The sequence below is a fragment of the Bifidobacterium sp. B4142 genome (genome assembly GCF_026537325.1).
Lineage (GTDB): Bacteria > Actinomycetota > Actinomycetes > Actinomycetales > Bifidobacteriaceae > Bombiscardovia.
The window spans coordinates 378,971-391,408 of sequence record NZ_JAFNMJ010000001.1; the positions used below are offsets into that span (position 1 = coordinate 378,971).

Consider the following 12,438-nt stretch of genomic DNA (forward strand, 5'->3'; position numbering starts at 1 on the left):
GATGTCTGCGGGTCTTGTTGGTTCAGGTTCACTTCAGTTTAGACGATGGCCCCTGACGGTCCAGAAGCCGCTTAATCCTCCACTTCGATGGCATGCAGGCGGAAAGGCGCCTCCTGGATGGTCACGAAGCCGTCAGGGTCAATGTCCGCATCTATATCGATGCTGCCGACGATATGCAGGTCCTGTCCCGTGAACATGCTGCTGCCGGAAGGAGGCGGCGTGATGCGGATGCGACCGCTGGCTCTCAGTCCCCGGGCCCCGGAGTCCTTGGTCTCCTGGTCAACTGCATCGGCGTCCGAGGTGCCCTTGAAAGCCGGCCCGAGTTCGTCTTCCTGACCATCGGTTAAGTCGGGGTCGGGCATGCCATTGATGGCCTCGGGCTTCGCATCATCGTCTGCATCAGCTGTTGCTTCTACAGATTCGGCCTGCTCGGGATCCACAGCCTGGGACTCGACGGCGGTTTCGGCTAGATCTTTCTGCTCTTCCTGGTCCAGGCGAACCTTCTTGCGGCCCAGCTCGTCCAGAACTCGGGGTCCTGCGTCCAGCTCCTCCTTGACTGCGGGCGGTACCTGCGTGCCCTTGGCATAGGGGGAGGCCAGCAGCGAACGCCAGCCTTCGATAGGAAGACAGCCTTCCCGGTCGCCCTTGCCTGCAGCTGTGGCGTAGCCGCGGGCCAGGGTGTCCACTTTTTCGTTGAATGTGTTGCCGGCGTGGCCCTTGACCCAGACAAACCTGACCGATCCCGCCCGTGCCTGGATCGCCTGGTCGATGGCTTCAATAAGCGGGCGGTTCTTGACCGGCTTGCCCTGGGAGTTCTTCCACCCTTTCTTCCTCCACCCGGGCACCCAGGTGGTGGAGCAGTTGATGGCGTATTGGGAGTCGGTTTCGATGACCAGCGGGCGCTCGCCTGGGTGGGCGCGCAGGGCCTGCAGCACGGCGCACAGTTCGCCAATCTGATTGGTGCCGTTGCTGGCGCCGCCTGCATCTGCGTCGCCGCCCTGGTGATCGGCCCAAGCCCAACCCATGGGGCCATTGGGATTGCTCAGTGCACTGCCGTCGGTGGAGACGACCAGATTCTTGTCATTGGTCATAGTTTCAGTTTAAACAGGAAAATAGAGAACCCCCGCCCCAGCGATGACTGTCGCGGAGGAGGGCAGGGGTCTTGTCTGAAGCTCAGCCTAGAGCCTTGGTGACCACCTGGTCGGCATCGTCCAGAACCTGATCCAGGGTCTCAGGGGAAACGAAGGATTCGGCGTAGACCTTGTAGATGTTCTCGGTGCCGGAGGGGCGGGCGGCGAACCAGTTGTTCTCGGTGGTTACCTTGATGCCTCCGATTTTGGCCCCATTGCCCGGGGCCTCGGTCAGCTTGGCAGTGATGGGCTCGCCCGCCAGGGTGGAAGCCGTCACATCGTCGCCGTTCAACTGAGCGAACTTCTGCTTCTGCTCCAACGTGGCAGGGGTGTCCACTCGCTTGTACCAGCTTTGGCCGAAGCGTTCCACCTGCTCTTGGTGGAGCTGAGCCGGATTCTTTCCGGTCTTGGCTGTGATTTCGGCAGCCAGGAGGTCAGGGATCAGCCCGTCCTTGTCCGTTGTCCAGACACGGCCGTCCCGGCGCAGGAAGCTCATCCCGGAGCTCTCCTCGCCGCCGAAGGCCACCTCGCCCTTGAAGAGGGGGTTGACAAACCACTTGAAGCCTACAGGCACCTCGATCAGCCTGGCGCCGATGGAGGCAGCCACGCGGTCGATCAGGGAGGAGGAGACCAGGGTCTTGCCGATGCCGGCACCTTGGGGCCATCCGGGTCGGTTGCCCGAGAAGAGGTATTCCGCGCAGACGGCGATGTAGTGGTTGGGGTTCATAACGCCGGTTCCTGGACAGACGATGCCATGCCGATCGGCATCCGGATCGGTGCCGCCCACCAGGTCGTAGGAGTCCCAGGCCCCGGCGTTGAGGCGATCAACCAGACCCTTCATGGCATAGGGTGAGCTGGGATCCATGCGGATTTTCCCATCGTGGTCAATGGTCATGAACCGCCAGGTCGGATCCACCTCTGGGTTGACGATGCCGATGTTCAGGCCGTACTTTTCGTTGATCAGCGGCCAGTAGTTGACCGAGGCGCCGCCCAGCGGATCGATGCCCAGACGCACCCCGGAAGATCTGAGCAGATCAAAGTCGATGACATTGCCCAGGTCAGCCACGTAGTGTTCCCGGTAGTCGAAGCGCTCCACGAGGTCGGATTTAATGGCATCCTCAAAGGGAATCCGCTTGACCCGCTTGTAGTCGCCCAGAAGCTCATTGGCCCGTTGCGCTATGGCGTTGGTGGTTTCGGCCGAAGCCGGACCGCCTGTGGGCGGGTCATACTTGAATCCGCCGTCAGTGGGTGGGTTATGAGAGGGGGTGACCACGATGCCGTCAGCCAAATCCTTGCCGGAGAAGCGTTGGGTGCCGTCGGCCGCCCGGTTGTGTGTCAGGATGGCCTGGGAGACGGTGGGTGTGGGCGTGTAGTCATCATTGGCGTCAATGCGCACCCGTACCCTGTTTGCTGTCAGGACCTCGATGGCCGTCTTCCAGGCGGGCAGGGAGAGGGCGTGGGTGTCGCGGCCCAGGTAGAGCGGTCCGGTGGTCCCGTCCTTGGCTCGCTGTTCGGCTATGGCCTGGCTGATGGCCACGATGTGGGCCTCGTTGAAGGAGGTTGTCAGGGCGGAGCCACGATGCCCGGAGGTGCCGAAGGACACGCGCTGGGAGGGGATGGAAGGGTCGGGGATGAGATCGTAGTACCTGCCAATCAGATCGTCGACGTTGATCAGATCTTCTGGGCTGGCAGGCCTGCCCGCGTTCTGTGCTGTCATGGCTCCCATCATGCCACCCCGGCATGAGAAAGCGGACAGAGGGGCAACAGGCTCTCCCGGTCTCAGTCGGACCGGGGCACCCGCACGTTCAGGGCCCGGTGCTCCACGCTGAGCGCAATATGGCGTGTCTCGCCCAGAATGTCGCCGTCCACTTGGGCCAAAGCGGGCTTCTCCAGGCGGATCTCGGCCTTGGATCCTTGCAGCTGGACGATGGTGGAGTTGGTGGATAGGGGGCTCTGGCTGGCTTTGCGGGTGATGGTCTGATGCATGACATCTCCAAAGAGGTTGGCCCAGCCGATCAGGCCAGCTGAGGTGTCGATGATCTCGAAGTCCAGGATGCCGTCCTCATAGGAGGCGGCGGGCATGAGGGAGAATCCGGGAATCTCCCCGCAGTTGCCAGCCATGAAGGTGCGGAAGGTAACCGAGGTATTGGTCTGCGTGACCTGGTCGGGCCGTGTGATGGCGATGTCGGCCGTGTACTTGGGTGCGAACAGATGCTTAGCGCCGCTGATGAAGTATGCCAGCCAGCTGACCGTCTTCTTCAGATTGGGGTCGGTGTCGTCGATCATCAAGGCATCAAATCCGATGCCGGCGATGATCAGGAAGGCGTGGCTCCGTCGTCGCTCCTGATCCTCCTGGTCCAGCAGAGCCATGCGCCCTACGTCGACCTGGGTGGATCCGTGCGAGGTAGCCACGGCCAGGGCGGCATCCAGATCGCCTACGGGAATGCCCATGTTCCGAGCGAAGAGGTTGCCGGTCCCGATGGGGATGATGCCCATGACATGATCGCTGGATGCCATGGCGCTGGCCACGGTGCGTACGGTTCCGTCCCCGCCCACGGCCACGACTACATTGGCCCCGCGGTCCAGTGCCAGGCGGGCGCAGGCCCTCCCGTCCCGATCCAGCCGGGTTTCGATGAAGCTGAATTCGCGGATGCCCTTGTCGCGGCAGTATTGCTGGATGCGCTCGTGGGCGGCAGCCGCCTGTGGCTTGGAGGGGTTGATGACGAAAGCGTAGCTGAGCTGGTCGTCGTCCCGGGCCAGGATCTGCATGGCGAACCTATGCCGCCTTTGGACGCGAAAAACCAGCACCACCGCCGTGACGACAATGGCCGCCACCGCCAGGATGCCGAGGATGACGATCGCTGGAATTGGCATGACTCCATTGTGCGCGCGGTGCCGACCCGAAGCCCTTGGGCGTGTCCGACGTGAACGAACCCTCTACGTATGGGGGGCAACATCCGCTGATGTAACACTTCCGAGACTTATGATAAATTTTTTGATTTGTGATATGAAAATTGCAAATGTAGGATGAATGTGGTCCGCTCGGACCCGTCAGTATGGTGCAGCAGCGGTAATCGCAAAGCATGAAACTTCAACGCCTGGCGGAACGGGAAGAGGAAGTAGGCATGGGTAAATACAAAAGCGTATTTGACATCATCGGCCCCATTATGATAGGTCCTTCAAGTTCGCATACGGCTGGAGCGGTGGCTATCGGACGGGTCGGCCATATCCTTATAGGAGGGGCGCCGCGTCGAGCCGATATCCACTATTATGATTCCTTCGCGCAAACCCACAAGGGGCACGGCACTGACTACGCCATAGTTGGCGGTTTGCTCGGTTTTGCGCCTGACGACACCCGTGTTCCCGAAGCTGTCGAGATCGCCCAAAAACAGGGTATGACGCTGGCTTTTCACGAGGAAGAAGGGCCCAGTCCCATAGGCCACCCCAATACTGCAGTTGTTGATCTGCTTGGTGACGGCGGCCGGGTGACTTATGCGGCCTGTTCCATCGGGGGCGGGACCATTGAGGTGCGTCGCATCAGATTGGACGGATGCGCTATCACCCCCTCCGGGCTTCTGCCCATTCTTTTGGTGGAACGCGATCAGTCCGAAAATGACGGTGGCGGTTGGTTGGAGCAGATGCAGGACCGGCTTCAAGAAGCAGGCGTGACGAAACAGACCCGGTACGAGTCCGGGGATCGGCCTGGCATGACGCTCTATGACTTCGATCTGGACAACCCATTGTCGGCACAGATGCAGCAAGAGATCGCCGGTCACTCGTCCCGGATGATCTACATCGACTAGGAGGCATTGAAATGTTCAGCTCGATCGCCGAATTGGTGGGTATGGCCCAAGATCGCGGCCTGTCGATATCGGATATAGCGATTGACGAGGAGATGCGTCGATATCATGAGACCCGCGAGGAAGTTTGGGCGAAGATGTCCAAGAATCTGCAAACGATGAAATCAGCCGTGGACAGGGGCTCCCAAGGCAAGGGCGTGTTCTCCAAGACCGGCTTGACCGGTGGCGAGGCAGCCCTGCTGGAGCATTACAGGAAGACGCGGACCAGCCTGAGCGGCGATGCCATGCTGGAAGCCGTCGTGGCTGCAATGGCGACAAACGAGGTCAATGCTGCCATGGGGATCATCTGCGCGACCCCTACCGCGGGTTCTTCGGGCACGTTGCCTGGTGTGATCACCGTTCTCAAGAACCGGTTGGGATTAGATGATGATAAACTGATTCGTTGTCTGTTCACTGCCGGCGCCTTTGGGCTTGTCACAGCCAACCAGGCCATGATCGCCGGGGCCACAGGCGGCTGCCAGGCCGAGGTGGGCAGCGCTTCCGGCATGGCGGCCGCAGCGGCGGTAGAGGGGGCCGGGGGGGATTCCTCCACATGTGCCCAGGCCTTCGCCATCGCATTGAGCAACCTGCTGGGCCTGGTCTGTGATCCTGTCGCTGGTTTGGTGGAGATCCCCTGTGTCAAGCGCAACGCCATAGGTACTGCCAACGCTCTTGTAGCTGCCGATATTGCGCTCTCGGGCGGCGTGAGCAGGATTCCGGCTGATGAGGTTATTGGAGCAATGAAGTCCATCGGCGAGAGCATGCCCTCCTCATTGCGGGAAACGGGCATTGGCGGTTTGGCGGGCACCCCTACCGGCAAGCGGTTCCGCAGGACCGTGTTCGACAAGTAACGAAGAGGTTTGAAGAAGAAAGAAGAAAGGTTCCGGTATGACGAATGCGGAAAACCCGACTGCCCGCGTTGAAGCGGCAAAGGGGACCAAGGAATATGCTGCCAAATGGCATAAGGGCGATACGGTATGGATGCTGAGCCTGTTCGGCACCGCCATCGGAGCCGGAGTGCTCTTCTTGCCTATCGATGCGGGCAGCGGCGGCATCATCGGGCTGATCTTCATGCTGATCATCGCCTTCCCGACTACTTTCTTCGCCCATAGAGCCATGAGCAGGTTCGTGCTCTCAGCCGATAAGCCGGGCGATGACATCACTGACGTGGTGGAGGAGCACTACGGCTACGGTTTTGGCTTGATCTTCACGATCATTTATTTCCTGTCGATTTTCCCGATCCTGCTGGTCTACGGCATTTCCATCACCAACACGGCTGAAAGCTTCATCGTCAACCAGATGCACATGTCGGCTCCTCCGCGGTGGCTTCTATCCCTGGTGCTTGTCGTCGTGCTCATGGCCATTGTCCGCCTGGGCACCGCAGTCACCACCAAGGTGATGAGCATCCTTGTCTATCCCTTCGTTGCCGTGCTGGTGCTCTTCTCCCTCTATTTGATTCCTCACTGGAACACCGCCATCTTCTCCAGCTTCCCTCGCAACAGCGCAGGTGGTTTCAGCATTTCCGGCCTGCTGGAAAGCCTCTGGCTGCTCATTCCCGTCATGGTCTTCGCATTCAATCATTCGCCTATCATCTCCTCCTTCTCGGTCGCCGAGCGAGAGGAATACGGCGACAAGTATGTCGACGGCAAGGTGACCAGCATTCTCAAGCGTGCTGAACTGCTCATGGTCAGCGTGGTCATGTTCTTCGTCTTCAGCTGCGTGCTTTCGCTGTCGCCGGCGGACCTTGCCCAGGCGAAGGCTCAGAATGTGTCGATCCTGACTTATATCGCCAACCACTTCAACAATCCCATCATCAACTATGTAGCACCCTTCATAGCCTTCGTCGCCATCGCGAAATCCTTCCTGGGCCATTATCTGGGCACCAGCGAGGGATTGAGCGGCATCATCAGGAAGGTAGCCAAGAAGGCTGACCGTCGAGTGCCTGAGAAGACCATGCAGTTCATGGTGGAGGGCTTCATCCTTCTGGTGGCTTGGCTGGTGGCCTGGGCCAACTTCTCAGTCATGAACATGATCGAAACCATGATCGGCCCTATTATCGCCTTCGTTCTCTTCCTCATGCCCATGTATGCCATCCATACAGTGCCTTCGCTCAAGAAATATTCAGGCAAGGCCAGCAACGTCTTCATTGTGGTCATTGGTTTGATCGCAGTCAGTGCAATCTTCTACAATATTGTTCACTTGTTCGTCTGAGTGAGGTTGTGAGGCGCTGCGGGATCCGTCCGCTTTCTCGATGCGTTGCAGGATCCGGAAGGGTCCGGACGGATCCCGTGTCCTTTGAAAGGAATACAATTCAGATATGTTAGATATTAGATTCATTCAGGAACATCCGGATGTGGTCCGTGAATCACAGCGCAAGCGTGGCGAATCCGTCGAACTCGTCGACGAGGTGCTCAAGGCGGACGAAGAGCGCAGAGTCGCACTCCAGGATTATGAGAGCTCCAGAGCCGAGCAGAAGTCGGTTGGCAAGCGCGTGGCGTCGGCCTCCCCAGATGACAAGGCCGAGCTGTTGGCACAGACCAAGAGCCTGTCGGACAAGGTGAACGCCAGCAAGTCAGCCTCTGACGAGGCCAACGCCAAGTACACCGACCTCATGTGGAAGTTCAGCAACCTGGTAGAACCCGAAGCTCCCGAGGGCGGCGAGGATGACTACGTGGTTGTCAAGAAGGTTGGCACTCCACGTGACTTCGCCAAGGAGGGCTTCCAGCCCAAGAACCATCTGGAGCTGGGCGAGGGCGTCGCTGGAATCGACATGCGCAGGGGCGTCAAGATCTCAGGTTCCCGCTTCTACTTCCTGCGTGGCGATGTGGCACGGCTGGAGATAGCCATGCTGACCATGGCCGTGGATCAGGCCATGGAGCATAACTTCATTCCTACGATCACACCCACTCTGGTCCGTCCCGAAATCATGGCCGGCACCGGATTCCTCGATTCCCATGCTGACGAGATCTACCGTCTGCGCGAGCCTGACGACCAGTATCTGGTAGGCACCTCTGAAGTCTCCCTGGCAGGCATGCATGAGGATGAGATCCTGGATCTGAGCAAGGGCCCGCTGCGCTACTGCGGCTGGTCCAGCTGCTACCGGCGCGAGGCTGGTTCCGCCGGCAAGGACACCATGGGCATCATCCGCGTCCACCAGTTCGACAAGGTGGAGATGTTCGTTTACTGCAAGCAGGAGGACTCCCGCGACCAGCACAAGCAGCTGCTGGCCATGGAGCAGGAGATGCTGGCCAAGGTGGACGTGCCCTACAGGATCATCGACACTGCCGCAGGAGACCTTGGATCCTCGGCAGCCCGCAAGTTCGATTGCGAGGCCTGGGTGCCCACCCAGGGTCGGTATCGTGAGCTGACATCAACCTCCAACTGCACCGAGTTCCAGGCCCGTCGCCTCAATGAGCGTGAGCGGCTGGAGGACGGTTCCACTCGTCCTGTCAGCACGCTCAATGGGACCCTGGCCACCACCCGCTGGCTGGTCGCCATCCTGGAGAACCACCAGAACGCCGACGGCTCCATCGTCGTGCCTGAGGCCATGCGCTCCTATGTGGGCGGCAAGGAGGTCATTGAGCCCAGGGCCTGGGAGGGCTGAGTCGTTGTGTCAGGATTCGCCGACATTCCGGCGGTGGTCTGATGGAGTCTGATGCCGTATGATAAATGGCGTGCCTAATCGGCACGCCTAATGGACAGGTGTCTGAGCGGTCGAAAGAGACGGTCTTGAAAACCGTTGTGGCGCAAGTCACCGCGGGTTCGAATCCCGCCCTGTCCGCCTGATCAGTGCCCTGAGAGTGATCTCGGGGCATTCTCGCATCCATGGCTGCGATTTGTCATGGCATCAGGGCAGAAGCATGGGCATGGTGACGGTCCGGACTGGACTTTGGCGTCTACAATGATAAAAGGGCCCGTGATCAGTCATGGGAACCGACTGTTGTGCGTCGTCTTTGCGAGGAAAGGCCAGGCTGTGCATCTATTCATCGCCATCGTTTCGCTGCTCGGAGATTGGTTGCTTTTCAGCTTCCCACTTTTCCAAGGACTGATGGAGCTGCAGGAATATCAGGAGCTTTTGGATGGCTTCGACCAGATCAGCAAGAATTGGAGCAAAATCTCGCCCTGGTGGTGGCTGGTCCCCAGTGTCAAGATCAAGCAGGAGCGTCAACGCGGGTATGAAATTCTTCGCCAGGCTACCAGAACCAGGTCCGAGCGTCGACGCGCCCTGAGCTTCCTTGATCAGGCGACCGCCTGGTACTACGTGTCAGTTGCAGGCTGGCTGAAGATGATCTCATCTGCTTATGAACTGCTTGAAACCGTTGACATAGAAAAGAACATTTGGTTACTGATCCTTCTGGTTGTTGCGCTGACCGCCGGCGGTCTGTTCAACGCCTATTACCGCATCAACCGGAAGCGCATCGGACGGAAGGAAAAGGAGCTGAAGCCTGATTCGGAGGTGATCGATGAATGACACGGCGTCTGCGAAAACGGGAGGCCGCGGATCATGGTCAGCCCCCGAACCCGGCGTTGCTCATCTGAATGAAAAGCTTGTGCCAGCGGACGTGCGAACCCTTCTGGATGATTCAGGGGCGAGTTGGCGCCTTGCTCAGCATCCCCCTTTGGACACCATTGACCAGGGCTTGGCTCTGGGCATTGCCGACATACTGGGACTGTCTGCCGGTAACCTGTCCAAGTTCCTGTTGCTGGAGGATGCCGGAGGGCTGCTGATGCTCATGGTGGCCAAGGGCATAAGGCGTCCTGATCTGCGGCAGGTGCGGGAACTTGTCGGATGCCGGAGGCTGCACATGGCCTCGGCTGCCACCTTGCGCAAATGTCTGGATACAATGCCGGGCTGTGTCTCGCTGCTGGATCTTGTGGGTCATCAAGACCAGGTGGACACCGTCGTCCTGGACGGTGATCTGACGGCGACTGATGAACAGACCGCGCTGCCGCTGGGCTCTGATGATGTGTCTATCTGCCTGCCTGGCTCCTGCCTGCCGGACCTTGCCCGCAAGCTGGTCTCTCGGGTGTTCATACTCCCCATGAATGATGTCGTCGACTGAAATCATCCTCGGGTCTCCGCCCCGGAGGAAGCTGGAAGCTGTCGTGCACGCGGGAAGGAAGGGAGCAGGCCGGTGAGGCGGAATCTGCCTTGGAGAAGGAAGTCGGCAGATAATGAGGATCAGGATTGTCGTCACCGACCGATGCGGGTGACCAGACCAGGTCGGGCAGGCCGGTGGCTTGTGGCGTTCAGGGCGGCCTGTTGCGGACTGTTGGTGGGAGTGCTGGTGGTGCTCTACCGGCAGGGCATCGGCTATGGCACCAGGTTCGCTCGATGGGCCTACGCGCAAATGCGTGACCAGCCTCTGATGATTCCTCCATGGCTGCTGGCCGTCCTGGCGGTAGGTCTTGCCCTGGCCTGGATGGTCGGTCGGGTTCCCATGGCCTCCGGCTCCGGCATTCCGCAGGTGGAGGGGGTGGTCATCCACGGCATGCGCATGCCCGCCCTGCCTGTGCTGGGCGTACGATTCCTGGGTGGTCTGGCCTGCGGCATGTTCGGCCTGTCGCTGGGACGCGAGGGCCCCTCGGTGCAGATCGGGGCGGCTGGTTCCCAGCTGGTTTCCCGAGGATTGCGCCGAGATCGTGTGGAGGAGACCTGCCTGGTGACCTCTGGTGCGGCTGCCGGTCTGTCTGCAGCATTCAACGCGCCGCTGTCGGGGATGGTCTTCGCTCTGGAGGAGATCCACCGGTCCTTCTCTCCCATGATCCTTCTGTCGGCGGCCATGGCCTGCCTGAGCGCCGATTTTATTGCCAAGAACCGCTTCGGCCTGCGTCCTGTCCTGGACTTCACTGCGTTGCCCCAGCTGACCATCGCCCAGTATCTGCTGATGATTCCCCTGGGGCTGATGGCCGGCCTGGTGGGGGTTGCCATGAACCGCCTGCTGTTGGTTGCGCAGAGCCTATACAGCCATCTGCCCTCAAAGCTGGGACCGGTGATCTCCCTCTTCCTTGCCCTTCCGGTCGGATTGCTGCTGCCTGCTGTTCTGGGTGGTGGCGAGGACTTGATCGGCAAGGCGGAAGGCGTTCGTGAGGTGGCCTGGTCGGTGGCCATCAACCTGCTGGTTCTGCTTCTGGTCAAGATGCTCTTTACAGCCACTTCCTTCGGCAGCGGCGTCCCTGGCGGCATCTTCATGCCCATCCTGGCAGTCGGTACGCTGGCTGGATCCCTATGCGGGATGGGCGCGGCAGCCTTGGGAATGCCTGTCCGGATCATTCCGGTCTGTGCGGTCTGCGCCATGGCAGGCACTCTGACGGCCTCGGTCAAAGCCCCAATAACCTCCATCCTGCTGACAGTGGAGATGTCCGGCTCTCTGGTCCATATGCTCCCTGTGGCTCTGTGCGCCTTCACAGCCCTGATGGTGTCTGATCTGCTGGGTGTCCAGCCTATTTACGAGGCTCTGTTGGAGCGTTACCGCCGAGGGCATGCCCCCGATGCCCAGATCCCTGACAGGATCACCGTGGAGTTTCCCATAGAGCATGGCAGTCCGGCAGCTGGTCGTCTGCTGGGGCAAGTCCCCTGGCCGAACGGATGCGCCGTCGTCGGTCTGCGCAGGGGCGAGCATAGGCTGATTCCTGCAGGTGATCTGCGGTTGCTCGCTGGGGATGACGTCATCCTGCTCTGTCCGGGCGATCGACTGGATCAGGCCCGCCAGGTCATGGAAGGCCTCTGTCGCTGAGCGGTCTTCTCCCTAAAGAATGGTCAGGCAGCGCCCGCGGATTGCCACGGCCTGGGTGTTGCTGATGGCCACCATAGGTTGATCGTCGCAGTAGCGATTCAGAATGCGACCGGTCACGTCGGCGAAAGGCTCGGAATCCAGGTGGGGGAGGAGGCGGAAGTCCACCAGCCCCAAGCCGGCCGTGGAGTCCAGATCCGGGGCGGCCGAGCGTGGATCCATGGCATCCAGATAGCCAATATCGGGACCGGCCACGACCGCGCCGGCCGATTCGCCGATGTAGGGCTTGCCCTGATCCACCTGTTGCCTGATCAGGTCAGCAGCTCCCGAGCGACGCAGCTCCTGCAGCAGGAAGAAGGTGTTGCCGCCCGACAGGTAGATGAGATCATCCTCCTCCAGGCTCCGGCGTATGGCCTCAGGATCGGCGGTCGAGACTTCCAGGTCGTCGATCCGGCAGCCCATATCGGTGAACGCCTTGCGAGCTTCCTGGACATAACCATCCGAACGCTGTGGAAGGTTGGCCGTTGGGATGAAGGCCACCGTATGGTTCTTGGGGGAGCTCTCGAGGAAGGTGGGCAACCTGTCAGCGGTAGCGGGGAACGAGGATGTGAGCAGCAGCCGACGCATGACGGCTCCTTTCGTAGCAGGCGGGACTTCCGCCTTGGACAGGTGGCAAAGCATGAAATCCGATTGTTGCTGAACCCAATATATCAATGCAACGACCTCCGCTGAGTG

At 60.1% G+C, this 12,438-nt stretch carries 11 protein-coding genes and 1 tRNA gene; 8 read left to right on the forward strand and 4 right to left on the reverse strand.

Annotation, left to right across the window (positions count from 1 at the left end; all coding sequences use genetic code 11):
- Positions 1-71 precede the first annotated feature (71 nt).
- The 3 genes from J3U06_RS01655 to J3U06_RS01665 all read right to left on the reverse strand — a co-directional run bounded on the left by J3U06_RS01655 (position 72) and on the right by J3U06_RS01665 (position 4,004).
- Entirely contained in the window at positions 72-1,091 is a 1,020-nt protein-coding gene (locus tag J3U06_RS01655; protein WP_267444104.1) for a ribonuclease H family protein, read from the reverse strand.
- An 82-nt stretch (positions 1,092-1,173) separates the two neighbouring features.
- Positions 1,174-2,847, reverse strand: coding sequence for a phosphoglucomutase (alpha-D-glucose-1,6-bisphosphate-dependent) (gene pgm, locus J3U06_RS01660; RefSeq protein WP_267399418.1), 1,674 nt, complete (start codon positions 2,845-2,847; stop codon positions 1,174-1,176).
- A 62-nt stretch (positions 2,848-2,909) separates the two neighbouring features.
- Positions 2,910-4,004, reverse strand: a complete 1,095-nt coding sequence (locus tag J3U06_RS01665; protein ID WP_267444105.1) for a diacylglycerol/lipid kinase family protein — start codon at positions 4,002-4,004, stop codon at positions 2,910-2,912.
- Between the two features lie 251 nt (positions 4,005-4,255).
- Between J3U06_RS01665 and J3U06_RS01670 the strand changes: the two genes are divergently transcribed.
- The 8 genes from J3U06_RS01670 to J3U06_RS01705 all read left to right on the forward strand — a co-directional run bounded on the left by J3U06_RS01670 (position 4,256) and on the right by J3U06_RS01705 (position 11,706).
- Positions 4,256-4,933 (forward strand): serine dehydratase beta chain, encoded by a 678-nt coding sequence (locus J3U06_RS01670; protein ID WP_267444106.1) that lies wholly within the window; start codon positions 4,256-4,258, stop codon positions 4,931-4,933.
- 11 nt (positions 4,934-4,944) lie between these two features.
- On the forward strand, positions 4,945-5,820 hold the full coding sequence (gene sdaAA, locus J3U06_RS01675) for an L-serine ammonia-lyase, iron-sulfur-dependent, subunit alpha (RefSeq protein ID WP_220237452.1): 876 nt from the start codon (positions 4,945-4,947) through the stop codon (positions 5,818-5,820).
- A gap of 37 nt (positions 5,821-5,857) precedes the next feature.
- Complete coding sequence (locus J3U06_RS01680; protein ID WP_220236228.1) at positions 5,858-7,180, forward strand: aromatic amino acid transport family protein; 1,323 nt, start codon at positions 5,858-5,860, stop codon at positions 7,178-7,180.
- A 106-nt stretch (positions 7,181-7,286) separates the two neighbouring features.
- Entirely contained in the window at positions 7,287-8,573 is a 1,287-nt protein-coding gene (gene serS / locus J3U06_RS01685; RefSeq protein ID WP_267444107.1) for a serine--tRNA ligase, read from the forward strand.
- A gap of 92 nt (positions 8,574-8,665) precedes the next feature.
- Positions 8,666-8,750: transfer RNA gene (locus J3U06_RS01690), tRNA-Ser, on the forward strand.
- A 60-nt stretch (positions 8,751-8,810) separates the two neighbouring features.
- Positions 8,811-9,440, forward strand: coding sequence for a hypothetical protein (locus J3U06_RS01695; RefSeq protein WP_267444108.1), 630 nt, complete (start codon positions 8,811-8,813; stop codon positions 9,438-9,440).
- Positions 9,441-9,588: 148 nt separating this feature from the next.
- Complete coding sequence (locus tag J3U06_RS01700; protein ID WP_267444109.1) at positions 9,589-10,032, forward strand: YbaK/EbsC family protein; 444 nt, start codon at positions 9,589-9,591, stop codon at positions 10,030-10,032.
- Between the two features lie 141 nt (positions 10,033-10,173).
- A complete protein-coding gene (locus tag J3U06_RS01705; protein ID WP_416378926.1) occupies positions 10,174-11,706 on the forward strand; it encodes a ClC family H(+)/Cl(-) exchange transporter in 1,533 nt (510 codons plus the stop codon).
- Between the two features lie 12 nt (positions 11,707-11,718).
- Here the strand turns inward: J3U06_RS01705 and J3U06_RS01710 are convergent, their stop codons facing one another.
- Positions 11,719-12,330: a Type 1 glutamine amidotransferase-like domain-containing protein gene (locus tag J3U06_RS01710; RefSeq protein ID WP_220236223.1), complete on the reverse strand. Its 612-nt coding sequence runs from the start codon at positions 12,328-12,330 to the stop codon at positions 11,719-11,721.
- Positions 12,331-12,438 lie beyond the last annotated feature (108 nt).

Excerpts from the sequence above, each read along its gene's own strand:
- J3U06_RS01695 (WP_267444108.1), top strand. The coding sequence starts at position 8,811 with ATGGCATCAGGGCAGAAGCATGGGCATGGTGACGGTCCGGACTGGACT.
- serS (WP_267444107.1), top strand. The coding sequence starts at position 7,287 with ATGTTAGATATTAGATTCATTCAGGAACATCCGGATGTGGTCCGTGAA.
- J3U06_RS01655 (WP_267444104.1), bottom strand. The coding sequence starts at position 1,091 with ATGACCAATGACAAGAATCTGGTCGTCTCCACCGACGGCAGTGCACTG.
- pgm (WP_267399418.1), bottom strand. The coding sequence starts at position 2,847 with ATGACAGCACAGAACGCGGGCAGGCCTGCCAGCCCAGAAGATCTGATC.
- sdaAA (WP_220237452.1), top strand. The coding sequence starts at position 4,945 with ATGTTCAGCTCGATCGCCGAATTGGTGGGTATGGCCCAAGATCGCGGC.
- J3U06_RS01705 (WP_416378926.1), top strand. The coding sequence starts at position 10,174 with ATGCGGGTGACCAGACCAGGTCGGGCAGGCCGGTGGCTTGTGGCGTTC.
- J3U06_RS01670 (WP_267444106.1), top strand. The coding sequence starts at position 4,256 with ATGGGTAAATACAAAAGCGTATTTGACATCATCGGCCCCATTATGATA.
- J3U06_RS01665 (WP_267444105.1), bottom strand. The coding sequence starts at position 4,004 with ATGCCAATTCCAGCGATCGTCATCCTCGGCATCCTGGCGGTGGCGGCC.
- J3U06_RS01680 (WP_220236228.1), top strand. The coding sequence starts at position 5,858 with ATGACGAATGCGGAAAACCCGACTGCCCGCGTTGAAGCGGCAAAGGGG.
- J3U06_RS01710 (WP_220236223.1), bottom strand. The coding sequence starts at position 12,330 with ATGCGTCGGCTGCTGCTCACATCCTCGTTCCCCGCTACCGCTGACAGG.